This window comes from Lancefieldella parvula DNF00906, assembly GCF_000758945.1.
In the GTDB taxonomy this organism is placed as follows: domain Bacteria; phylum Actinomycetota; class Coriobacteriia; order Coriobacteriales; family Atopobiaceae; genus Lancefieldella; species Lancefieldella parvula_C.
On sequence record NZ_JRND01000014.1, the window covers coordinates 61,440 to 84,225 of the forward strand.

At 48.5% G+C, this 22,786-nt stretch carries 19 protein-coding genes and 2 tRNA genes; 9 read left to right on the forward strand and 12 right to left on the reverse strand.

Features of this window, described 5'->3' with window-relative positions; genetic code table 11:
* Nucleotides 1–16 precede the first annotated feature (16 nt).
* Nucleotides 17–1,279, forward strand: coding sequence for an MFS transporter (locus HMPREF1647_RS02460; RefSeq protein ID WP_035431765.1), 1,263 nt, complete (start codon nt 17–19; stop codon nt 1,277–1,279).
* Here HMPREF1647_RS02460 and HMPREF1647_RS02465 read toward each other — a convergent pair.
* Nucleotides 1,254–2,009 carry a spermidine synthase gene (locus tag HMPREF1647_RS02465; protein ID WP_035431767.1) on the reverse strand — a complete coding sequence of 252 codons (756 nt, stop codon included), beginning with the start codon at nt 2,007–2,009 and terminating at the stop codon, nt 1,254–1,256. The genes HMPREF1647_RS02460 and HMPREF1647_RS02465 overlap by 26 nt on opposite strands.
* Nucleotides 2,010–2,082: 73 nt before the next feature.
* Nucleotides 2,083–3,441: a M18 family aminopeptidase gene (locus HMPREF1647_RS02470; protein ID WP_187468906.1), complete on the reverse strand. Its 1,359-nt coding sequence runs from the start codon at nt 3,439–3,441 to the stop codon at nt 2,083–2,085.
* 153 nt (nt 3,442–3,594) lie between these two features.
* Between HMPREF1647_RS02470 and HMPREF1647_RS02475 the strand changes: the two genes are divergently transcribed.
* The 6 genes from HMPREF1647_RS02475 (at nt 3,595) to HMPREF1647_RS02500 (ending at nt 10,550) form a co-directional block, all read left to right on the forward strand.
* Entirely contained in the window at nt 3,595–4,563 is a 969-nt protein-coding gene (locus HMPREF1647_RS02475) for a 3'-5' exonuclease (RefSeq protein ID WP_035428071.1), read from the forward strand.
* A gap of 91 nt (nt 4,564–4,654) precedes the next feature.
* The gene (gene gltX / locus HMPREF1647_RS02480; RefSeq protein WP_035431769.1) at nt 4,655–6,169 is read left to right on the forward strand and encodes a glutamate--tRNA ligase; all 1,515 of its coding nucleotides are present in this window, start codon (nt 4,655–4,657) and stop codon (nt 6,167–6,169) included.
* A 132-nt stretch (nt 6,170–6,301) separates the two neighbouring features.
* Nucleotides 6,302–7,951, forward strand: coding sequence for an L-serine ammonia-lyase, iron-sulfur-dependent, subunit alpha (gene sdaAA, locus HMPREF1647_RS02485; protein ID WP_035431771.1), 1,650 nt, complete (start codon nt 6,302–6,304; stop codon nt 7,949–7,951).
* A 117-nt stretch (nt 7,952–8,068) separates the two neighbouring features.
* A tRNA-Gln gene (locus tag HMPREF1647_RS02490) sits at nt 8,069–8,142 on the forward strand.
* Nucleotides 8,143–8,161: 19 nt separating this feature from the next.
* Nucleotides 8,162–8,238: transfer RNA gene (locus tag HMPREF1647_RS02495), tRNA-Glu, on the forward strand.
* Nucleotides 8,239–8,393: 155 nt separating this feature from the next.
* On the forward strand, nt 8,394–10,550 hold the full coding sequence (locus HMPREF1647_RS02500) for a DUF6541 family protein (RefSeq protein ID WP_035431773.1): 2,157 nt from the start codon (nt 8,394–8,396) through the stop codon (nt 10,548–10,550).
* Nucleotides 10,551–10,555: 5 nt separating this feature from the next.
* On the opposite strand, the gene metK is transcribed toward HMPREF1647_RS02500, so the two are convergent.
* The 3 genes from metK to HMPREF1647_RS02515 all read right to left on the reverse strand — a co-directional run bounded on the left by metK (nt 10,556) and on the right by HMPREF1647_RS02515 (nt 14,289).
* The gene (gene metK, locus HMPREF1647_RS02505) at nt 10,556–11,818 is read right to left on the reverse strand and encodes a methionine adenosyltransferase (protein ID WP_035431775.1); all 1,263 of its coding nucleotides are present in this window, start codon (nt 11,816–11,818) and stop codon (nt 10,556–10,558) included.
* Nucleotides 11,819–12,007: 189 nt separating this feature from the next.
* On the reverse strand, nt 12,008–12,733 hold the full coding sequence (locus tag HMPREF1647_RS02510) for a TetR/AcrR family transcriptional regulator (RefSeq protein ID WP_262363791.1): 726 nt from the start codon (nt 12,731–12,733) through the stop codon (nt 12,008–12,010).
* Nucleotides 12,734–12,864: 131 nt separating this feature from the next.
* Nucleotides 12,865–14,289: a CCA tRNA nucleotidyltransferase gene (locus HMPREF1647_RS02515; protein WP_262363792.1), complete on the reverse strand. Its 1,425-nt coding sequence runs from the start codon at nt 14,287–14,289 to the stop codon at nt 12,865–12,867.
* 178 nt (nt 14,290–14,467) lie between these two features.
* Between HMPREF1647_RS02515 and HMPREF1647_RS02520 the strand changes: the two genes are divergently transcribed.
* Entirely contained in the window at nt 14,468–15,877 is a 1,410-nt protein-coding gene (locus HMPREF1647_RS02520; RefSeq protein ID WP_035431781.1) for a putative DNA modification/repair radical SAM protein, read from the forward strand.
* Complete coding sequence (locus HMPREF1647_RS02525) at nt 15,810–16,862, forward strand: TIGR03915 family putative DNA repair protein (RefSeq protein ID WP_262363793.1); 1,053 nt, start codon at nt 15,810–15,812, stop codon at nt 16,860–16,862. The genes HMPREF1647_RS02520 and HMPREF1647_RS02525 overlap by 68 nt, the downstream gene beginning before the upstream one ends.
* Before the next feature lie 83 nt (nt 16,863–16,945).
* On the opposite strand, the gene HMPREF1647_RS02530 is transcribed toward HMPREF1647_RS02525, so the two are convergent.
* The 7 genes from HMPREF1647_RS02530 to HMPREF1647_RS02560 all read right to left on the reverse strand — a co-directional run bounded on the left by HMPREF1647_RS02530 (nt 16,946) and on the right by HMPREF1647_RS02560 (nt 22,785).
* On the reverse strand, nt 16,946–17,581 hold the full coding sequence (locus HMPREF1647_RS02530; RefSeq protein ID WP_035431783.1) for a DivIVA domain-containing protein: 636 nt from the start codon (nt 17,579–17,581) through the stop codon (nt 16,946–16,948).
* 78 nt (nt 17,582–17,659) lie between these two features.
* Complete coding sequence (locus HMPREF1647_RS02535) at nt 17,660–17,938, reverse strand: YggT family protein (RefSeq protein ID WP_035431786.1); 279 nt, start codon at nt 17,936–17,938, stop codon at nt 17,660–17,662.
* A gap of 12 nt (nt 17,939–17,950) precedes the next feature.
* The gene (locus tag HMPREF1647_RS02540; protein ID WP_035428059.1) at nt 17,951–18,631 is read right to left on the reverse strand and encodes a cell division protein SepF; all 681 of its coding nucleotides are present in this window, start codon (nt 18,629–18,631) and stop codon (nt 17,951–17,953) included.
* A 61-nt stretch (nt 18,632–18,692) separates the two neighbouring features.
* Nucleotides 18,693–19,454, reverse strand: a complete 762-nt coding sequence (locus tag HMPREF1647_RS02545) for a YggS family pyridoxal phosphate-dependent enzyme (RefSeq protein WP_262363794.1) — start codon at nt 19,452–19,454, stop codon at nt 18,693–18,695.
* Nucleotides 19,455–19,530: 76 nt separating this feature from the next.
* Nucleotides 19,531–20,307 (reverse strand): purine nucleoside phosphorylase YfiH/LACC1 family protein, encoded by a 777-nt coding sequence (locus tag HMPREF1647_RS02550; RefSeq protein WP_316244788.1) that lies wholly within the window; start codon nt 20,305–20,307, stop codon nt 19,531–19,533.
* 35 nt (nt 20,308–20,342) lie between these two features.
* A complete protein-coding gene (ftsZ, locus tag HMPREF1647_RS02555) occupies nt 20,343–21,479 on the reverse strand; it encodes a cell division protein FtsZ (protein WP_187468907.1) in 1,137 nt (378 codons plus the stop codon).
* Between the two features lie 247 nt (nt 21,480–21,726).
* Nucleotides 21,727–22,785 carry a cell division protein FtsQ/DivIB gene (locus HMPREF1647_RS02560; RefSeq protein WP_035431791.1) on the reverse strand — a complete coding sequence of 353 codons (1,059 nt, stop codon included), beginning with the start codon at nt 22,783–22,785 and terminating at the stop codon, nt 21,727–21,729.
* Nucleotide 22,786 lies beyond the last annotated feature (1 nt).

Sequence of the window (22,786 nt, forward strand, 5' to 3'; positions counted from 1 at the left end):
AAAGAGAGGAGCCTCAGTGCTACATCGTTTACTCGGCACTAAATATGCATACGCCATCGTTGCAACTTGTATTGTCATCATGTTTTTGCCGTGCGCCATTATCCTTACGTGCTTTGGCATCTTTATCACACCAGTTTCACAATATTTTGGCGTTCCCCGCGTTGCCTTCTCCGCGGTCTTCTCGGTGCTCTGCATTGCCATGACGGTAGTTCTGCCATTCATAGGCAAGTTCTATAAAACGCACGACACGCGCCTTGTGCTTTCTGCAAGCGTTATCATTTGTGCAATTTCATATGGAGCTATGTCAGCAGCTCAAGAGATGTGGCATTTTTATCTCTGCGCAGTGGGACTTGGTATTGGCGTACCTGCGCTCATGTTCTTGTGTGTCCCTGCCCTCATCAACGATTGGTTTGACCAGCGCGTTGGTACTTTTATGGGTCTCTGCTTTGCATTTACCGGCATTGGCGGCACTGTCTTTAACCCCATTGGATCTGCCATTATCTCCTCTGGCCCTGAAGGTTGGCGCGCTTGCTATCTGATTTTTGCCCTGGTTATGCTTGTAGGAACACTCCCCTTCACCCTTTTTGTGGTGCGCGAGAAACCCCAAGACCTTGGCCTTACCCCTCTTACCTTCTCCTCTACTGACGAGAAAAACGTTGAGGTTGCAGAGACTTCTTCAACCGACATCTCTGCTGATGACGCAATGAAATATCCAGAGTTTTATATGGTCGCTGCGTTTTACGCGCTCATTACCTTTAACCAGCAAATCTCTCAGTACTTCCCAAGCTATGCAGCAACCTTTGCAGAAACTGCTCCTGCCATTGCCGCTGCCACAGGCCTTCTTGCTGGAACAACTATGCTGGGTCAAGCAATTGGAAAAGTGCTTCTAGGTGCTTTAAGCGATATCTCCGTGAAGCTTGCTTGCTTTGTAGGAATTTTCTCGGGTATTGTTGGCTTACTTTTGCTGGGAGTTAAACTTCCGGTGTTGCCGCTCTTGCTGGCAGGAACCTTCCTTTTTGGAATTGCCTATGCCCTTACAACGGTCGGATCTCCACTTTTGGTACGTGCGGTCTTTGGTAAAAAAGATTCCACTCTTATTTACTCAAGAATTGCAGGTGTAAGCAGCTTTGTCTCTGCTTGTGCGCTCATTATTTGGAGCCTGATTGTAGATGGTTCAGCCCACGGTTTCTTGGTGCTCTTTGGCATTGGTATTGTGCTGATGAGTAGTTGTCTTGCCCTAGCGCTCGCTGCACTTAAGCGCGCTGACAAACGAGCATAAGGTTATCTGGCTCTGTTGGGTCTGCCTCTGGATCAAAAGGAATAACCTCTACCTCTTCAAACACTGTGCGAGCAGCATCTAGAAGCACTTCAAGCTGATGCGCTCCCTCTCCTACCTGTGCAGAAACTACATTTGTGAGATATCTTCCACCAGGAGTAAGACAATGTGCCACCAGGCTCATCCACTCGCTGGTCATCATAGCCGCTGGAGGAACTTCTCCGCTAAAGCAATCATTTAAGATAGCGTCATAGCGCCTATTATCAGAGGTAGCTAGGCTCTTTATATACTCAACGCCATCAGCTACCTGTACCTGAAGCCTACCATTACTCTCTCTAATAGCTTCATCCACAAAGAAATAGCTGCGAGCAAGGTCTGCAATTTTAGGATCAAGCTCCAGTGCGTCACAAGAAACCTCTGGATAATGAGCCACTAAATATCGAGGATACGAGCAACCACCAGCGCCCAACATTAAGACTGAGTGTACGGGACAGGCAGCTTCAAACAACAAGTCGTACAGCTCAAGATAAGGAAATACCAGCTGGTTCTTTCTTGAATCTGTGTACGTTGCACTTTCATAGGCGCCGCCCTGCCACAACACACGTATTTCTCCACCTTCACCATCTGAGATAGGAAACACCAGCGCAGGGCCATTCAGTGCCTGAGGTTCAACGCAAATACCTGCACAAGTTAGGAGCTCCATATCATGAGCAGTAAGCTGTTTTTCTGACATGGAGCTCCTTCGAGTAATGTGTTGTATGCGGTATGTCTAAGTATAGCTAGTACACGGGGTTTCTCGCCAGGTACTACCTCAACTCAAACGAATCGGCATCGGTGATGCAGACGCAGGTGTCATAGAACGCCCTGAGCGATCGGTACCCTAAAAGCGTGTCTTTGGTGCCCGCGGTCTCGTAGACGGAGTGCATAGCAAGCTGTGGCAGACCTACGTCAACGGCGTGCATGCTGGCCTGAATGTTGGAGAGGTTGCCCAGCGTTGATCCACCTGGCATGTCGCTTCTATTGGCAAAAACCTGGTAAGGAATGTTTTGTTGCTTCCAAATAGCCTCAACAATGGCGCGGCTAAACGCATCGGTGCAGTACGACTGACGGGCTGCTTCCTTGATAACCATGCCGCCATTGAGATAAGGCTTGTTGGCCGCATCGTGCTTCTCGGGATAATTGGGGTGTACCGCATGCGCATTATCGCAGCTTACCAGCAAAGATGCCGAGAGCGCTCGGTAGTAATCGTCCTGTGTAAAGCCAAGCGTGGCGTTTACGCGTTGCAAGGTGTCTTTAAGAAATGTGGACTGAGCGCCCTGCTTGGTGTTTGAACCAACTTCCTCATTGTCAAAGCAGGTATACACAGAGATGTCCTGCTCATTTGAGGAAGCAAGGAAGGCCTTAAGCGCTACAAAGGCGCACTGAAGGTCATCTAGGTGACCAGCGGAAACAAACTCCTTCTTAGCACCCCAAATGCGGCCGCCCGTGTGATCAACTAAGAACAAATCGCGAGAAAGAATGTCCTCTTGAGACACGCCTGCTGCGTCTGCTACCAGGGCGTTAAAGGCGCCAGGATTAAGCTCTCCAGCACTAAAGAGCGGCATCAAATCTTTAGCACGATTAAACTCTGGCGAGAGACCATTTTTGTGCTCAAGATGAATAGCCAAGCTTGGAATCATAACAACATCGTCTTCAATGTTGACCAGCCTAGACTCTACCTTGTTTCCTACCTTGACCAGCACACGACCGGCAATACCCAAAGGACGGTCAAACCACGTGTGATCAAGCATGCCGCCGTATGCCTCGGTGTTCAGACGAAGCGAGTTGCCCTCACCGGTAAGCTCTGGCTGAGCTTTTACCTTGTAGGTTGGAGAATCGCCGTGGGCAACAGCAAGCTGGAAGTGATAAGGAGCATCAGCGCTTGTGGTTTGGGGCTCACGGTACTTCTCGCCAACTTTCCAGGCAACAATTGAAGAATTGTTGCGCGTGGTAAAGTAAGCGCCGCCAGGCTGAACATCCCAAGAAGAACCCTCGGAGAGATAGGTAAAACCGTTCTCTAACAGGTACTCTTTGATGGTTTGCGTGGTATGAAACATAGAAGGGCTCTGCTTAATAAAAGCAAGGAGCTCCTCAGAAAGAGCAAGTGACTCATTCAAATCAGACATGCGTAAAACCTTTCATAGAACTGTGTTGCACTCAACAGCCTAGCACGCATTTTTGGTGAGGCGCGCACTTTCTAGAAAATGACGCAAAGAATACGCGCTTCAGGGTAGATACTTATATGTTGAACTAATTCTCACCCACCAAAGCGAGAGTGTATGGATATCAATCAAGCTATTGAGCACGCTAATGCGTTTGTCATACCTGGCCTTCTTGTTGATGATCAGTCCATTATCGGCGAGGTCAATAAAAACTGTGATGCCATTAAAACGCTGCTTGATGCCTGGAAGGAAGCTCCTCTAGGTCAAGAGCCTGTAGAGTTTTCTGTCATTCAACAACTTGCAGATAGAACGCGCTCACTCTGCGATACCTACGGTGTGGAGAGACTCAGAAACCATCGAGGCGTTGGTCTTTCTCGCGGTCTTTCAAACGACGACCTTGCGGCTGCTGTTGCAAAGATGCAGCGTCGTCGTCCTAAGGCTGTCTTTAAAACCGCAGGCCCTCTTCTTAACGACTTGCAAATTGCCTATGTCGAGAAGAGTGTTTCTGGCACGGTGCTGGGCATTGATATTGAGACCACGTCGCGCTTCCCTGAGCTGGGTTACATTGTTAACGTGGGCTTTGAGTTCTGGAATCTTGGTCGCAATACCGTTGCCGTAGAGCCTCACACCGCCTACTTTGGCATTCCAGAGATGTACAAAGAAAAGGGTGTCCCTCTTGCCGATATTCACCAGATTACCTGGAAAGATGTTGAGGGCAAAAAATCATTTAGAGACGATAAAAAAGCCCAAGAGGCCCTGCTGGCAACTATGAAAAAGATTCCTTTTATGGCCCACAATGCCGCCTTTGAGGATTCTTGGTTCATGTTCAACATTGATGGCTACGCAGAAGCTAGAAAAGCGGGCAAGATTATTGTTATTGACTCCCGTGATATCTGCCGTCGCTTGGACCCAGAAATTAGGTCTCTTCCCCGTGAGTCTTCCCCAGCCGCACTTGAGAACTGGGCGCGTCGTAGGCACACGCTTGCGGCGGACGAGAAGGAACGTCACTTAGGACTTGAAGACGTAGACCTTATGATTCGCACCGTTCAAGCAGAGTTTGCAGACCACAATATGTTTGAAGACTAGGCAACGTTGTCGGTCATCTGTGTTCAAGCGTTATACTAAAGAGTGCATAAACTAGATTTTCTCGCTAGAAAATAACTGCCAAGGAGGAGTTTTGTCAGAGAAGCAGGTTAGAGTACGTTTTGCGCCATCCCCAACAGGTAAATTGCACATCGGAGGTGCGCGTACTGCTATCTATAACTGGGCTTTTGCTCGCGCAAATGGTGGCAAGTTTATTCTTCGTATTGATGACACAGATCCTACGCGCTCAACTGAGGAAAACACTCAGATTATTCTGCGCGCCATGAAGTGGCTTGGTCTTGATTGGGACGAGGGTCCAGACAAGGGCGGCGATTGCGGCCCTTATAGCCAGACCGAGCGTCTTGATTTGTATCGTGAGGCAGCAAATAAACTGCTGGCAGAGGGCAAGGCGTACCCTTGCTTCTGCACGCCAGAGAAGCTTGCTGAAGACAAGAAGGCCGCAGAAGAGCGCCACGACCCCTTCCAGGGCTATCAGCGTACCTGCAGAAACATTGATCCTGCAGAGGCACAGCGCCGCATTGATGCTGGCGAGCCTTATACCATCCGCATCAAGGTTCCTCTGGACCGCGGCGACGTTATTGTCCACGACGCTGTTCACGGTGACGTAACCTTTAATGCTCGCGAGCTTGATGACTTTATCATCTTCCGTTCTGACGGCACCCCAACTTATAACTTTGCCACCGTTGTTGATGACGCTGGCATGGGCATTACCCACATCATTCGTGGCGATGACCACCTGTCCAACACTCCTCGTCAGATTATGGTGTACGAGGCTCTGGGCGCACCCGTTCCAACCTTCGCACACATCTCCATGATTTTGGGTCCTGACGGCAAGAAGCTCTCCAAGCGCCATGGAGCAACCTCTGTTGAAGAGTATCGTGACCAGGGCTATCTTGCAGATGCCTTTGTCAACTACCTGGCTCTTCTCGGCTGGTCACTTGATGGCGAGACAACCATTGTTCCTCGTGACGTTTTGGCATCTCAGTTCTCTCTGGACCACGTTTCCAAGAACCCTGCTAAGTCCGATCCAGAGCGTCTGAACTGGATTAATGCAACGTATCTTGCCAATATGGACAACCAGACCTTTGCAAAGAGGGTTCTGATTCCAGAGCTTGTGGGCGCAGGTCTAGAGCCTGTTCAGGGCAATGCAACTGACGCAGATGAGATTTACGCAACTCGTCCAGGCTGGTATGACCTGCTCTCCGAGATTCTTCGTCCTCGTACCACAGTAAGCCCAGACGTCATTGAGAAGTCCCGCTTCCTATATGAAGGCGCAAACGTCACCCTTGATCAGAAGAGCGTTGAGAAGGGTCTTACCAAAGACGCTGCTCAGAGTGCTACCGTCCTTGCGGCTGCAAAGACTGCTCTTGAGGGCGTTTCTGAGGACGAGTGGAAGGCTGCGGCAATTGACGCTGCCCTTGAGGTGCTTCCAGAGCAGCTTGACCTTAAGAAGCGCATTGTCTTCCAGTCCATTCGCGTTGCTGAGTGCGGCAACATGGTCTCCCCTCCTCTTGGAGAGTCTATGGAGCTTCTTGGTCGTGAAGTTTGCCTTGCTCGCCTTGACCGCGCTCTGGAGCTTTGCAAATAACGCGTGAATGCGCGGTTGCCGCGTATTCTTCCAAGCGTAAGTGGGTATCAAAAGTAAAACCACACAAGAGCTGTAAAACAGATGGTTTTGCAGCTCTTTTATCGTTACCGTTTGTTTAGTTTTGGAGTAACTATGATTTCTATGTCTGCGTTTGAGGTCCTTGGCCCCATTATGGTGGGTCCTTCTTCCTCGCACACAGCAGGAGCCTTGCGCATTGCTCTGGTTGCACGCTCGCTTGCGCCAAAGCAGCTGGAGCGCGTTGAGTTTTGGCTCTACAACTCCTTCTCTCATACCCACCTTGGTCACGGCACTGATTATGCTCTGATTGCAGGAATCTTAGGCCTTGCTCCAGACGATACGCGCGTCCGTGAAGCACTTACCCTGGCAGAAGAAGCCCATCTTAACTACAGCGTTATTGAGAAGGGCGACGACGAAACTCTGCACCCAAACACCGTAGAAATTCACCTCTACGGTGCAGATAACGTTCATGTTTCTGTTATGGGCGAGTCCGTAGGTGGCGGCCGTATTCGTATTTCTGGTGTTAACGGCGTGCGCATTCGCATGTCTGGCGATATGCCCACTATTTTTGTTTCACATCGCGATAAACCCGGTGTTCTTGCAGCTCTCACTACTATTTTGGCTACACAAAACATCAATGTTGCAACTATGCGCACCTTCCGCTCAGAGCGCGGCGGCTTTGCCCACACTGTCTTTGAGATTGACGAGCCTATTGAGCAGAAAGTCCTCGACCTCTTCCAGCTGGCACCTCACGTTTCGTATGCCGCTCAGGTTTCCATTCCAGGAGCAGCTCCACAGGTCACAAACGACGTGCTTTCAGGAGCCTTTGACAACGGCGCAGATCTTCTCGCCAGGTGCTCCAAGACAGGAGCCTCTATTGGCCAGATTATGCGCCAGCGCGAGAAGGACCTGCGACCAGATGCCGACGTAGACGCCGAGATGGCTCATGTTCTTGAGATTATGCGCGATGAGGTTCACGACACTATCAAGACGCCTCGTCAGTCCATTGGTAGTCTGCTCAACGGCCAGGCCAAAACCGTAGCTAACACCCCAGCTGCAATCTCAAGTGCGCTTATGGGCACCACGCAAACACGAGCCGTTGCGTACGCTATGGCCGTGCTTGAGCGCTCAGCAACCATGGGTGTTATCGTAGCCGCTCCTACTGCAGGCGCTTCTGGCGTTGTACCAGGATCGCTTATCTCGGTAGCAGAAGAGATTGGTGCCACCGACGAGCAAGTTATTTCTGCGCTTTGGAATGCAAGTGCTATTGGAGCCATCCTAACCACCAACGCAAGTGTTTCTGGCGCTGAGGGCGGCTGTCAGGCAGAGGTTGGATCTGCTGCTGCCATGAGCGCATCTGCACTGACCGAGCTCTTGGGTGGCACTCCTCAACAGTGCTTGGACGCTGCTTCTATTGCCATCTCTAACCTTCTAGGACTTGTCTGTGACCCGGTCAGAGGACTGGTTGAGTATCCTTGCCAAGATAGAAACGCTATTGGTGTAGCCGCTGCCGTAAGCTCTTCTCAGCTTGCTCTTGCGGGCGTTGGTAACCCAATTCCGTTTGATGAGGTTGCACACGCTATGGCAGAAGTTGGCGCCGCGCTTCCTGTTTCTCTTAGAGAAACAGCTAAAGGTGGTCTTGCCGCAACTCCAAGCGCTCCTACCGCATGCGCAAGTTGCACCGGCTGTGCCCCTCTTGACCAGGCGCTTATTGATGCAGAACGCATGCTCAGCTCAAATACGAGAGACGTTCCTTGCGCTTAGAGATGCGTTTTGTATAATATTTTTTGCTGCAAACAGAATTTCTTGAAATTATTGCTTGCATCTCTGACGAGTCTCCTTTATAGTTATTTCTCGCGCTGATGCGCACGGATGACATCTTGGGATATCGTCTAGTGGTAGGACAGCGGATTCTGGTTCCGTCAACGGGAGTTCGACTCTCTCTATCCCAGCCATGTCCTCCCAGTCATACATGGCCCGTTCGTCTAGCGGTTCAGGACGCCGCCCTCTCAAGGCGGAGATCACCAGTTCGAATCTGGTACGGGCTACCAAATGTTCAAGGACTTCTTCGGAAGTCCTTTTTGTTTATCTCAACACCACTTTTGCTTCTATCGTAAAATAGACCAGTCTGTTTGAAATAACTGTCACGCCCAGTCGTGTGACCCAGAAGTATAAGAATTTTTACTAACACCTTGATTGGATCAGGATGTGGCTTGAGTTCTTCCAAAGTGTAGTTGTCATTATTGCCCTGCTCTACGTACCGGGCGTCATTTTGTTGCATGCTTCCGGCATGCCAAAACCCTGGGCACTTGTTAGTGCTCCTTTGGTAAGCTGCGCACTCTTCTTTATTGAGGGAGAGATCTTTAGCGCACTGAACATCCCTGTTCCTTTAGCTGTGATGGTTCTTGTTCCGCTGCTTATCGCAGTTCTAGTCAATGGCTACGTTTATTATGTTGCACCCAAACACAAAGAGGATTTCAGGAGCGAGAAACCCAACAAATCCGAAGCAATACGCGCTGGCAAGCAATCAACTAGCCCTGTACCAGCATTTATCTGCGAAGAACTCCCCTTCTGGATACCTCTTCTGTACGTTGCAATTGGTCTTCTTACCGTAGGTCTTCTCTTCTTACCTACCCTGCCGTCTGCCAGCTCCTTTGTTCAGGGCTGGGACATTGTGCATCACTTAGATGTCACGCAGGCAATGATTGAGTCTCAAAAGTACTCATCAATTCACTATGACTTTTACAGCACCGTAGAAGCTTCAATTACCCCTTGGGAACCGGGGACTTCGGGATTTTATCCTTCAGGCTGGAACATCATTGTTGCACTAACAACGCAGCTTGTTTCTACAACCGTTCCTATTGCAGGTAATGCACTCAACTTTGTCAGTGCAGCAATTATCTTTCCGCTCTCAATCTGCTCACTTATTGCAAAAGTTCTTCCTAAACATCGTATTGCGCTTATCAGTGGAGCTTTTGTTTGCCTAGCATTTTTTGTTTTCCCTTGGTCGCTTCTCATCTATGGACCAATCTTTCCTAACACCGTAGCCTTCTGTGTAATGCCTTCTATTTGGTGGATTTTTATGCAGATGACTCGCTCAAAAACACCAAAACACGACCTCATCTGGCTTATTGTCATATTTGTTCTTGGCTTGATTACCCTCTTTATCTTGCATCCTTCCACGATTTTCTCGTCAATTGTTGTGCTTTTACCTTGGAGTTTTGCACGTATTGGAGAGTCAAAACGCAGAGTTGTTCTCTTTGGAAAACAAATCAAGCCTGTCACGCTGGCATACGTATTCTTTATCTTTGCGCTGGTTATTTGGTCTGTTTTCTACTACGTTTTGATTGTTCGAGGCGTGGCTCTCAATTTCTGGTGGAGCGCCTACTCGAGCCTGCAAGATGCTATTTTGCACGCCCTTGGCATGGACTTTATTGGACAGTCGTACGCAGGTGGAGAGCTTGTTTCTCCACAACCGATACTTTCAATCTGCGTGCTTGTAGGCGCTGTATGGACGTTTAAGCACAAGCAGGCTCGATGGATGGTATCTGCCTTTATGTACCTGTCTATACTCTGCATTTTTATTATTACGTTTGACGTTCCTCTGAAGGGATATCTCTCGGGATTTTGGTATACCGATCCGTTCCGCATTGCGGCAAGCTGCGTCATTATGGCGATTCCGCTGGCAGCGCTTGGCCTGGCAACTCTTGCCGAAGCTGCGCTGGAAACGTTTGCCTCCTGGAGAGAAAAAGCTTCTCAGGCTCAGACCAAAGCTCAAACCTGCGTCTTTTGTACTGTTTGGGCTAAACCTCTGATTGTGGGAGCGGTCATTGCGTGTGTGGTTGTGCTCAACTATGTAGTCCCCATGCCAAACCTTAAATCGGAAGAGCCAATTCCTGCCGCTACTGCCTTTAAACAGGCTTCCGAGAAGGCCTATGGCGATCACTACATTTTGACATCGGAAGAATTAGAGTTTTTACGTCGCGTGGAGCTTACCGTTCCTGCAGGTGCTGTTATTGCAAACCTACCTCAAGATGGCAGTCTCTGGGCGTATGGCACTAACGACTTACATGTGCTCTGGCGCTTCCCTAACGGCTATGACGCTTCAGAACGTCCTGCAAGTGCAATTCTTCGTAAACGCCTTAATCGCATTGCGAGCGACCCTGAGGTGCTTCAGACGGTACGCGACCTTAACGTACAATACGTCCTTATTCTGAACAACGTTGTTGATTACTCCAACGCTGTTACCAGTACCTACAAACCTGGAACCTTCAGAGGTATCACGCAAATAACAGACACCACCCCAGGTTTTGAGGTGGTGCTGGAAGAAGGTTCTATGAGGTTGTACAAGATTACCTTGTAAGAACGTTATGCCTGAATTGCAGAAACTGCGTCCTTAAGCTCCTGAACACGATCAGTTGCTTCCCATGTGAAGTCTGGGTCTTTGCGGCCAAAGTGTCCGTATGCTGCTGTCTTAGAGAAGATAGGACGGCGCAGCTTAAGGTCTCTGATAATGGCACCAGGACGAAGATCAAAGACCTTCTCGATAGCCTGCTCAATAACAGCATCGTCAACAATGCCAGTGCCAAAAGTATCAACCATGATAGACAGTGGATGAGAAACACCAATGGCGTAGGCAAGCTGAACTTCACACTTCTTTGCAAGGCCTGCTGCTACGACGTTTTTGGCAACCCAGCGTGCTGCATATGCTGCTGAACGGTCAACTTTGGTGCAATCCTTTCCGGAGAAAGCTCCGCCACCATGACGACCCATACCGCCATAGGTATCAACAATAATCTTTCTACCGGTAAGTCCTGTGTCTCCCATAGGTCCACCAACAACAAAACGGCCAGTTGGGTTGACGTAAATGTCTGCGTTATCCCAAGCAATGTTGACCTCACCCATAACAGGTGCAATAACGTGGTCGATCATATCCTGCTTGATGACGGACATGTCTTCAATCTCTGGAGCATGCTGCGTGGAAACAACAATAGCTGTGACCTCAACGGGTTTCTCGTCCTCATAACGAACGGTAACCTGAGTTTTGCCATCTGGACGCAAATACTCAACCTCGCCAGACTTACGCACCTCTGAAAGGCGCTGAGCCAGACGCTGAGCCAGGTAAGCAGGCATTGGCATAAGAACATCGGTCTCATCAGAGGCAAAGCCAAACATCATGCCCTGATCGCCTGCGCCGATAAGATCAAGCGGATCTGTAGTGCGTCCTGCCTGCGTGTCATAGGACTGATCAACACCTTGAGCAATATCTGGACTCTGCTCATGGATAAGGCTCAAAACGCCGCAGGTCTCGCAGTCAAAACCATACTTAGCACGGTCGTAGCCAATATTTCTGAGGGTGTTACGAACAATCTCCTGGACATCAACGTAGGATTGAGTGCGAATTTCTCCTGCCACCACAATTGTTCCTGTAGTAGCAAAGGTCTCGCATGCACAACGAACGTTATCCAAGCAAGCTGGAACACCACTTGGAGAAACGTACCCACGCTCTTCAAGCTCCGCCTCTTTTGCCAGGATTGCATCAAGAATTGCGTCAGAAATCTGATCGCAAACCTTGTCTGGATGTCCCTCAGTAACACTTTCCGAGGTAAACAAATAGTTTTTGTGTGCCATGAACTGTCCTTTCACGCATGGCTTCTCTGCTTATGCAGAATATTTGCGTTCTTCTACGCGCAACCACTCTTACTATACCCACCAAAGACACTTTTGAGCAGGATCAGTCAAGAAAATTTGAAAAAGAGCACCACAAGGGCGCTCTTTAAATTGCATAGTTAAACTGGCATTATGCAAAAACTCGTATGATTACTCGCCTATTCCAATGCCGGCAAGTGTCATATCTAGCAGATTCTGTGCAAGCTCATCAGAACCCTCCGCACCGTGGCGCTCTCCCATCAGGCCAATGGCCGAGAGAACCAATGCACCCGTAATAGAACAGGCAGCAAGTCTTGAATCAACACCCTGACGAATAAAGCCTTGCAATTTTCCCATCTCAAGCTGATTAGCAAGAAGAACAACCACGCGAGAAAGCGGCCCCTCAATGTTGGTAATAAGCGCCTGCTCAGAGCTTGCAAGCTTATTAATCAAAGCCAAAACCAAAGGCGAGTCAGGCAAAATATGAGCAGCAAGTTGAGCGATGATTGCATGAAGCGTCTCTTTTGAGGCAGGCTTATTACCAATGGTATGCGCAATATCTTTTGCAAGCTCATCAACGCTCTCGTCAAAGATTGCCTGCAAAAGAGCTTCTCTATCAGAAAAGTAGTAATACAGCGCGCCCTTTGAAAGACGAGCTCTATCAGAAATCTCACTCATTTTGAAGTTGGTATTTCCACGAGCAAGCATGAGCTTAGTTGTCTCGTGCATAATACGCTTACGTGTAGCTGCGCTTTTCTTAGTACGAGCTTCGGCACGAATATGAGAAATGGAAGGCGCTGGAGCTTCAGGTTCTTCTGCAGGCTGTTGTTCATAAGCATTATGGTGTATGACTTCTAACGTAATATAATCGCGCTTCTCGCCCATGAACTCCCCCATACGACACTATCCGTCATATAAAATGACGCCTCTCTGATAATTTTTTATGCCTACTATACCGTTTTACCGAATCTAGAAAAATACAAAGGCCTTACTTTTTTATTGATTAAATCTGGCACTCTTTATTATTTTTACCAATTACCCTGAGCAAGAATGGCGAGAAGATCTTCTTTTCTATTCTTCACTTGATCTGCTAAATAAAGCTCAAAAAGCCTACGTTGACACACACCGACAGCAGGTCCTGGCTGAAGAGAAAGTGCTTCCATAATTTCTGCGCCCGAAACGCACAGCTCTTGCGGATGCTGAGCAATTCCCCGTTTTGCCTCATGTAAGAGAAGGGTCCTCATAGCCTCAAGCGTTACCGCATAGCTACGATACGGATTTGCCTTTGCCAGAGCATCTGCCTGCTTTAACGTCAAGAGGTCATACGCAAGAGCAATGCCGTCCGATTTACTCGCCTCGGCTAACAGGGCAACCATATGCCTAAGCGACGAGGTTGTAACATCCACATCATAGTCATGCAATGCCACAAGAGCACAAACTTCATTACTCAAGTGTTGCGATAAAGCTAATCGTTTGAGCAGCGCCTTTGCCACAACCGCGCCTTTTTCTGGATGACCGTAAAAATGACCTCTACCATCTACATCTACGCTAAACATTTCTGGCTTTGAAATATCATGTAGAAGAGCAGCCCACCTAAGAGCGGGAGTAGCACACCCTGCTGTAAGAGCCTCTGTTGCAGAGCAGACTCGAGCTGTATGTTCCAGCACGTCATAAGCATGATACGGACTTCTTTGATCAAAGTTTTGAAGTGGTAAGAGCTCTGGAATTGCTATCGCTAGAACAGGAAATCCCAGCTTGATAGCATGGGCAGTATGGCCAGCCTCAACAATTTGAGCCACTTCCGAGCCAATGCGCTCAGATGCAACCTGAGAGAGTAGTAGCGCACACTCAGTAAGTGCCTGATGTGTCTTCTCCTCAATTGAAAACGAGAGTCTGCATGCAAACCTTATTGCCCGAAGCATGCGAAGCGCGTCCTCAGTAAAGCGAACCTTAGGCTTCCCAACAGCGCGAATTACACGTGCAGATAAATCTTCTTGACCGCCATAAAGATCAAGCAATCCCCTCTTTGGGTGATATGCCATTGCATTAATAGTGAAGTCTCTACGAGCAAGATCTTCCTCTATACAAGAGACAAACTGCACAGAATCAGGACGACGACCGTCCAAGTATTCTCCGTCACAGCGATACGTTGTGACCTCAATAGGGTGCTTCTCGACAACAGCAGTAACAGTTCCATATGCAATACCTGTTTCATGCACAGGAATGTCTGCAGCCTCAAAAGCCGCTTTGCTCTGCTGCCACGTTGCCGATGTTGTGATGTCAATATCATGGGCAAATGAGCCGCGTAGGGCATCTCGTACCCAGCCGCCTACAATCCACGCCTCAAATCCGGCATCTTCAAGAACTTCTAATGCACGCAACGCGTAGGTGGGAACTTGTAAATTCACGGGGCGAGAAAGGCATGGTGAAGAGCTGTTTTTCTGTATGCTCATGGCCATTCCTTCCGCAGTTGTTGATGGGAAAAGTATACATCCTTCACACGTCATTCACATCCTTCCTGCGGTTTTAAAATGACAAACATTTGTTCTAGATTTTTCTTTACTTCTTCCCCGTTCGTGATAGTCTAAGTATACGAACAGACGTTCTATTTTCAAGTAGAAAGTTGCTGCCATGGATACTCTTGATAAACTCATCATACTTGCAGATGCAGCCAAATTTGACGCGGCGTGCACTTCTTCTGGTGTAGACAGAGATCCGCAGGTAGGAAAGGTAGGAATGGCCTCAGCGGCCGGCTGTTGCCACTCATTTGCTCCTGATGGCCGCTGCATTACGCTGCTAAAAGTTTTACTTTCTAATGCTTGTTGTTATGACTGTGCTTACTGCGTCAATAGATCTTCTGCACAAACCAAGCGGGCTACCTTTACACCACAGGAACTAGCAGAACTTACCGTAGATTTCTATAAAAGAAATTACATAGAGGGGCTCTTTCTTTCCTCAGGTGTTATAGGATCGCCAGACCACACCACAGAACTCATGATTGAATGCCTCTCCTACCTTAGGAATGAGTTGCTCTTTAACGGCTATGTTCATGCAAAAGTAATTCCCGGAACAGATCCAGGTCTTATTGATACTATTGGCCGTTTAGCGGATAGACTCTCCGTCAACCTGGAGTTGCCTAGCTCGGCCTCGCTTACTAAACTTTGCCCTCATAAAAATGCAGAAACGGTTACTAAACCCATGTCTTTCATTCACCGCCTACGCGTCTCTGAAGAAAGGCAATTGCTTGAAGCTAAAAATGCATCAACGGGCATTGTGAAGTCTGCTGGCAAATCTAAGGGCATTGTTATTCCTACTCAGAAGCAGATCATAAAAGAAGGTTTAGCCCTTCGTTCAAACTGCTTGAAGAATACCTTTATGCGCTCATCAAGGGTGTCTTCAGGCAAGAGGTCCTTCTCGCCTGCCGGACAATCAACGCAAATTATTATTGGAGCTTCTCCAGAATCAGACAATCAAATATTGCACTTATCGCAAGCGCTTTATCAACAATTTGAATTGAAACGAGTATTCTTCTCTGCCTATATTCCTGTTATAGAAGACCATCGTCTTCCTGAGTTGGACACTCCTGTTCCCCTGCGTAGAGAACACCGTCTTTACCAGGCTGATTGGCTTATGCGCTACTATGCGTTTTCTCCTGATGAGCTAGTTTCTCCAGAAGCACCTTGGCTTGATTTAGAAATTGATCCAAAGCTTGGATGGGCGCTGGCACATCTTAATCAATTTCCTGTAGAGATTATGGATGCACCACTAGAAATACTTTTACGAGTGCCCGGTATTGGCCCCACCGGCGCACGAAGAATTATTGCTGCAAGAAGACGGTCTCGCCTCACCTTTGATGATCTGAAACGGCTGGGAATACAGCTCAAACGATCTCATCACTTTCTCACCTGCTGTGGCGTAAGAGATGCCTCAGCTCCACTTGACCAAGAACTGATTAAACAGAGGGTAATTGCTGATGCCAAAGCAAGTTCGTACAACAAAACAAGACGCCGTATTGAGTCCTCTCAACTCAGGCTCTTCTGATCAGAGCGTAGAGCTTGTCTCGCTTGTTCAGAGGCTTACAAGACTCTCCAAGCCTCAGAAGGTTGTTATCTCCTGTAATCCAAGCTTAGAAGGCGTTGTAGGGGCTGTAGGGCTCACTTATCTCTCACATGCTAACCCGGCACACGTACGTCTTGTTAGAGAAAACTTTTGTCAGCCTAGCCTTGGGGAGCATGTTCTCTGTGGACCAGACCCTTCTGATGACTCAGTAGTAGCCTTGGCTAAACGAGTTCTAACTGGACTAGAGAAGAAAGTAGGCACAAGAGAAATAACACGTCGCATTGTTTTGGCATGTGCTTCAGATGCTCATACTATGCCGGAGATTGTGCATCGATACATTCGTCTTGCATTCTCCTATGGTGTAGGAGCCCTTGAAGATATTGCAGACCCAACCGTGGCAGAGTTTAATGCGCTGGCTAGGCAGGTAGAAACTGAACGAGAGCATACGCGGCAATTTGTGCGGTTTTCTCGCATGTCAGATGGCTCTTTTATGTCTGTATTTCAACCTAATGCAAACGTAGTGCCACTAACCTGCAATTACTTTGTCAAACGGATGAGTACAGAGCGGTTTTTTATTGTTGATCCAGCTCATCATATAGTCAGTTTTTATGCACCAGAAATGAAGACCTTTGGAACCATTCAGCTGGACGATGCCTCTTTGGAAGAACTGCTCTCTAGAACAGACCTTGCGACTGATGAGAAATACGTGCAAGCCATGTGGAGGCGCTTCTATGAGGGAGTTGGTCTAGAGGGTCGTGGACCTGCAGAAAGAGGATATGACTTGCGCGCCCATTGGATGCCAAAACGCGTATGGCAAGGGCTCCCTGAACTCACTGCAAGTACAAATGCAGAAGCTGCGCGTAGCCAAGGCGTACCCGCTCGCTATCAGGGGCGAGAAAACAGAAAGGATGTGCATCATATAGAACAAAAGCAAACATTCTGCAAAGAGCTTACTTCTGGGTTATAAAGCTGCCGCTTAAGACGACTGATAACAAAAAAAGCGCCCAGCAGAGCTGAGCGCTTATCAGTACAAAGGTAATGACCTAAGACTTAGTCAAGGTCGTTGAAGTCACCAGCTGCAGGTGCAGGTGCAGAAATCTGAGTCTGCTGAGCTGCAGGCTGAGCAGCATTCTGGGAACCAGTTGGAGCATTGTTGGTAAGAACGGTCTCTGGGAAGACAGAGTCTGCGTCATCCAGGAAGTGCTGGAGGAGCTTACGGTACTCAGCGCGGAAGTCCTCACGGGACTGCTTGAGGCGATCAATCTCATCAAGCTCAGTCTGCTTCTCTGCAAGAGCCTGACGGATAACCTCACGAGCCTTCTGATCTGCCTCGTTGCGGATACGCTCAGCGTTTGCACGAGCGTCTGCAACAAGTTTATCTGCGCTCTGCTGAGCAACAATGAGGACCTGAGAAATCTGGTGCTCGGATGCAGCAATAGCAGCAGCGTTTGTCTCCTCAACAGAAGGAACGCTTGCATTCTCCTCAAGGTTTGCAACCTGTGCCTGCGCTGCAGCAAGCTGCTGCTCAGTGCTGGTCAGACGGCCCTTAAGATCAGCGATCTTTTGAAGCATTGCATCAACCTCAGAAGCGAGTTGCTCAAGAAATGCGTCAACTTCCTCTGGATTGTAGCCGGTCTCAGCAGGAGAGAATGTCTGCTGCTCGATGTCTGCTGGTGTGATTGCCATCTTTGTTCCCTTTCAGTCTGCGAGTAGACGTACCACACATCATAACTACTCAGTTTGTATTCAAAGACAAACTAGTTTCTATATTAGTATAAAGCCCAGCGTCGAAATGGCAAAACGTCCCACAAGATTAAGCACAAAAAGTGCAACAATCGGTGAGAGATCAACGCCAGAAATTGGAGGAATTACGTTCCTAAACACACTGAGGTATGGCTCAACAATTTTGCCAATTGCCTCAAGAATGTTCTTAACCGAATCATTTGAAACGGTAATCCAAGAGGACAGGCACCATACCACAATGCAGAAGCTGTAAATCCTCAACAAAGTATAGAGCGAGTTCAAGACATAATACGAAAACACAAAAACCTCCAGTTACCTGGTAATCTCACCCTCATCAGCAAGCTTATCCAGATCAGACTGAGATAAAGAAATGCCATGAGGAAGTACAGCAAAAACGCGGTCAGCAACTTCTTCAACAGCGCCGTCAAGTCCATAAGAAAGACCAAAACTGAAGTCCAAAATTCTTTTAGCAACCTCAATGTTGGTGTTCTTAAAGATAAGGACAACTGGCTGACCAGTACGAACACGACGAACTACCGACTGAACATCGTCATAAGAAACAGGACGAAGAACGTATGGTGGCAGCTGTCCGGAATAGCTTGTACGGCTCACAGGACGAAGACCAATATCACCAGGAGTTGGCAGATTTGGGCTCACAGTATGCTCGTAAGAAGGAGTGTATCCAGAAGGCTCCTGACGAGATGCATACGCAGAAGCACGGGAGCGCATATCCTGCTGAGGATTGTAAGAAGCGGCTGGATTGGTGCTGATTGGCTTGCCAGAGCGCGTATACACAGAAACACTCTCTGCCTCTGGTCTGGATGGATTACCCAGCAGTCTATTGGAAGAGCCTTGCTGTGCACGATCATCGTACGAACGTGGAGAAGCTTCGTCTACCTCGTCATAGCCTTCGTCGCCATAATACTCATCGTCGTAGTACTCATCGTCCTGACCACCACGAAGCTTTGCTCTTAGCGTATCAAGAATGCTCATCATTGTGCCTTTCTGTAACGCACGTAACTTCTTACTACTGTATCAAAAACTTGCAACTATTTTAGTGCCTACTCAACGTATAGGCTGGGTCAAACAATACTCGACCCAGGCGAATAGTCGTAGAACCCTCTTCAATGGCATACGTAAAGTCATCACTCATACCACATGAAAGAACATCTAACTTCAAACCAACTTGTTGGCTCAAGCGATCACGCAATTCTCGAAGTCCTGAGAATGTTCTCTTGGCGCGCTCTGGATCATCTTTTGGTGCCATAGTCATCAGACCCACAACAGAAATGTGCGGAAGCTCAACAATCTTTTGAATAGACTCAGACACTTCTTCTGGCGAGAAACCCGATTTTGAGGCTTCAGCGGAGACGTTTACCTCAAGTAAAACAGATTCCTCAGTACCCTTTACCTCAGCACGCTTTGAAACCGCCTCTGCAAGATGTTCGGAAGAAATTGAATGAATGTAGCGAACCTTACCAACTACCTGGTTAATCTTGTTCTTCTGAAGATTACCAATCATGTCAAAAGATATCTCAGACGCAAAAGGAGTTTCAGATAAACACGTCAGTTTATGTGTCAGCTCTTGTGGGCGATTCTCGCCAAAAACCCTATAGCCTGCCTTATAAGCTGCAAGGACGGCCTCAACAGGTACGGTTTTGGAGACAGCTACAATTTCAATCTCAGAGGCGCTTCTGCCGGACTTTTTTGCAGCATCCGCCACAAGTGACTCAATCTGAGCTCTACGAGCCTTTATAAACTCAAGATATTCGTCTGAATCGTACGTCATAGCCATCATCTCTTGCGGTGAATACATCAACATCTTACGTAACGTTTAACGACTTTTTTGTAGACCTAAACGTCTTCTCCGATAGCGCTAAACGTCTTCTACCCTACTTTGACGCCATGTAAGCAACAGCCGCGTGTCTTCCGCACTTGCCATGCTCTGCTCGGTACGAGAAGAACCTCTCAGTGGTAGAGGCCGTCGAGTCAGTAACCTCTTCAATAGCAGACTCTCGTACGCCAGCATCTACCAGTGCAACTCTGACAGCATATCCAAGATCTAAGTACCTCTCGCCAGATGCGCGGTCTACAACGCCGGAACCAAACTCTTGTGAGAACATCTGAATGAGCTCCGGAGAAACCTCGTAGTCAGCGCTGCCAATGTGCGGACCAATATAGGCTTTGACCTCGTAAGATTTGGCTCCAGTTGCCTGGCAAAGCGCCTCGGTTGCGCGCGCAGAAATGCGAGCAATTGTGCCTTTCCAGCCAGAATGTGCCACCGCAAATCCGCCGGGAGCTACAAGAATTACGGGCACACAATCGGCAAACGCCAACATCACAGGCGTGTTTTTAACCGTACATACTATGGCGTCTGCACCAGCTTCTGCCTCAGCTTGAGCCAGTTCAAAAGCCCCTGATGTATTGGAAGTCAGACAAACTACCTTGCTTCCGTGCACCTGATGAGGAATAAGGAGTTGCGAGAAAAGCTCGCCAGCTCCAAGAGCCTCTAAGACCAGCTGACGGTTCTTTTGCACCTGTTGCAGATTGTCTCCGCATCTACTTCCCAGATTGAGGGAAGCAAACTCCCCTTCTGAAAAACCACCGGTACGCTCGGTAAATGCGAGCGTGACCCCGCATGGAACCTCAGGATCCATGAGCAGGGTCACGCCGTGTAAGCACTGTCTATTCAGCGCGCACATATTTAGATGCGGCTACGCTTAAGGAAGTCTGGAATATCAAACTCTTTCTCATTAGAAGAGTTGTTGGTGCGAGCAGGCTGTGGCTGAGCAGTCACAGGACGAGTTGGCTGTGGCTGAGCAGGACGGCTTGGACGGGTGGTACTCTGAGTGTTCAGAGTTGGAAGCTGCTGCTGAACGTTAGAGTCATTGAAACCAGTTGCAATAACGGTTACGCGAACCTGATCGCCCAGAGACTCATCAACAACAGTACCAAAGATGATGTTTGCATCAGGATCAACGTTCTTAGCAACCAGGTCAGCTGCCTCGTTAATCTCCTGAATACCAAGGTCTTTATTACCAGCAATAGAGAGAAGAACGCGGGTTGCACCCTCGATGGAACTCTCAAGCAAGCGGCTAGAAATTGCCTCTGTTGCAGCATCTGCAGCGCGGTTATCACCAGCAGCAATACCAATGCCCATCATTGCGCTACCTGCGCCCTTCATGATGGTGCAGACATCTGCAAAGTCAAGGTTGATCAGACCAGGAACAGTGATGAGGTCGGTAATACCCTGGGTGCCCTGGCATAGAACGTCGTCAGCCATGCGGAATGCCTCAAGCATGGTGGTCTTCTTCTCAGAAAGATCAAGCAGACGATCGTTTGGAATAACAATGAGAGTATCAACATTCTCGGAAAGAGTCTTGATACCGTCAGCTGCAGAACCATAACGACGACGGCCCTCGAAGGAGAATGGCTTAGTAACAACGCCAACGGTCAGTGCGCCAACGTCATTCTTTGCAATATCAGCAACAACTGGAGCAGCGCCGGTACCAGTACCGCCACCCTCACCAGCAGTGATGAAGACCATATCAGCGCCAGCAAGTGCAGCCTTGATCTCGTCGCGGCTATCCTCTGCTGCCTCTTTACCAACCTCAGGGTTAGCGCCAGCACCAAGACCCTTGGTGATGTCAGTACCGATGTGAACCTTAATGTCAGCATCGGAGATTGCAAGAGCCTGTGCATCGGTGTTTACAGCAACAAACTCAACACCACGGATGCCTTCTTCAATCATGCGGTTGACAGCGTTAGTTCCGCCGCCACCAACGCCAACAACCTTGATAACAGCAAGATAGTTGTTAAGGGTATCGGTGTCCTTAATCATGTCTTCCTCCTTGAGGCACGCTTGTGCCCGTTTGTCCCGGAGCGCGACTGCGCTTAGGCTACGTTTATGCGCTCGCAGAACCGCTGTATAAAACCCTAAACCTCAAGTTAAGGCTTACGCTTCATGCAAAGCGGGGTATATTTGCACAACTGACCCATACAAGTCAAATAATATGTAGAAATTGTGAAGAAAGCTGGTAAACGGTAGGAAACTATTCCCTAACGGCACACGTTGTTTGCGCGTTTACTTACGAAACACCAGAGCCAGACTGAACGTTTCCGGTAGAAACGCGCCTATAGGTTGGGCTTGCAGGCGTTCTTACGTTCAAGTACGTAAGCTCTCCTGGGAACTGCTTAAGCATTGCCAGAATCACTTTTTCTTTGTCAGCAATCTGTGTTGGAGAGCCTAGGGCAACCTGCACACCATTGGTAAGCGTGACAGAGATTGCATCAACGCTACTAGCCGAGTAACTCACAATCTGTGACGTGAGCTCTGACGAGAACGTAGACTGATACTGCATAACCGCTTGAATTTCTGCGTCTGTTGCTGTGGTGCCTGCTACAGGAGAAACCGTTGCGGGAACATCAGTGATGAGCAGCTCGCCTTCTGAGGTTGCCTTCTCAAGCGCAACAGTAGCGGTAGTTTTTCCTTCTGGAACGTTGAGCTGATCTGCCTCAAGCCAGACGTTATTCTCGCCCAAATACCATGCAACGGGACCAGAAGAAAGCGCCACAACGGCTGTGACTTTACGCTCTGTAATGGTAATACGCAGCGTATTAGGGAACTGTCTCTCATACGTTGCAGAAGCTACCCAAGGGTCCTTCTGAAGTTCTTGGGTAATAAGGGACTCATCCATATTGAGCAGCGTTGTTCCCTCTTCTACTGCAATGAGTTTTTGAATTTGCTCGTTAGAGACGTGCTCTGTTGGCTCTACCTGAATGTTGGTAATAGCAAAGACTGAGGAAGAACGTAGGACGAGAAAAGCAATGCCAGCGAGAAGGGCAAGGCTAAGCAAAACGATAAAGGCCGTGCGTACTGCCTTAAACGATACCTTTCTGCTGTGTTTAATACGCTCAGCACGAGCTTGAGCTGCAGTTTTTGTAGCGTTATTTGGCTTTTTGGCAGAAATCTTTTTAGCAGAAGGCTTGGCATCAGAAGCTGTAGCCTCAACCTTTGGCTTAGGCTTAAAGGCCTTACTCATAAAAGAAGGCTTAGTAGCCCCTGCCGTCTGAGTAGAACCAGACGATAACGGCTCCCTTTTTGTGCCCTTACGGCGTGTTGTTTGCTTTGAAGTATCTTCTGCCATA

Coding starts and splice junctions, on each gene's coding strand:
- HMPREF1647_RS02560 (WP_035431791.1), bottom strand. CDS start 22,785: ATGGCAGAAGATACTTCAAAGCAAACAACACGCCGTAAGGGCACAAAA.
- HMPREF1647_RS02510 (WP_262363791.1), bottom strand. CDS start 12,733: ATGGGGGAGTTCATGGGCGAGAAGCGCGATTATATTACGTTAGAAGTC.
- HMPREF1647_RS02540 (WP_035428059.1), bottom strand. CDS start 18,631: ATGAGCATTCTTGATACGCTAAGAGCAAAGCTTCGTGGTGGTCAGGAC.
- HMPREF1647_RS02530 (WP_035431783.1), bottom strand. CDS start 17,581: ATGGCAATCACACCAGCAGACATCGAGCAGCAGACATTCTCTCCTGCT.
- HMPREF1647_RS02470 (WP_187468906.1), bottom strand. CDS start 3,441: ATGTCTGATTTGAATGAGTCACTTGCTCTTTCTGAGGAGCTCCTTGCT.
- HMPREF1647_RS02465 (WP_035431767.1), bottom strand. CDS start 2,009: ATGTCAGAAAAACAGCTTACTGCTCATGATATGGAGCTCCTAACTTGT.
- HMPREF1647_RS02515 (WP_262363792.1), bottom strand. CDS start 14,289: ATGAGCATACAGAAAAACAGCTCTTCACCATGCCTTTCTCGCCCCGTG.
- metK (WP_035431775.1), bottom strand. CDS start 11,818: ATGGCACACAAAAACTATTTGTTTACCTCGGAAAGTGTTACTGAGGGA.
- HMPREF1647_RS02475 (WP_035428071.1), top strand. CDS start 3,595: ATGGATATCAATCAAGCTATTGAGCACGCTAATGCGTTTGTCATACCT.
- HMPREF1647_RS02520 (WP_035431781.1), top strand. CDS start 14,468: ATGGATACTCTTGATAAACTCATCATACTTGCAGATGCAGCCAAATTT.
- HMPREF1647_RS02525 (WP_262363793.1), top strand. CDS start 15,810: ATGCCAAAGCAAGTTCGTACAACAAAACAAGACGCCGTATTGAGTCCT.
- ftsZ (WP_187468907.1), bottom strand. CDS start 21,479: ATGATTAAGGACACCGATACCCTTAACAACTATCTTGCTGTTATCAAG.
- HMPREF1647_RS02545 (WP_262363794.1), bottom strand. CDS start 19,454: ATGTATTCACCGCAAGAGATGATGGCTATGACGTACGATTCAGACGAA.
- HMPREF1647_RS02500 (WP_035431773.1), top strand. CDS start 8,394: ATGTGGCTTGAGTTCTTCCAAAGTGTAGTTGTCATTATTGCCCTGCTC.
- sdaAA (WP_035431771.1), top strand. CDS start 6,302: ATGATTTCTATGTCTGCGTTTGAGGTCCTTGGCCCCATTATGGTGGGT.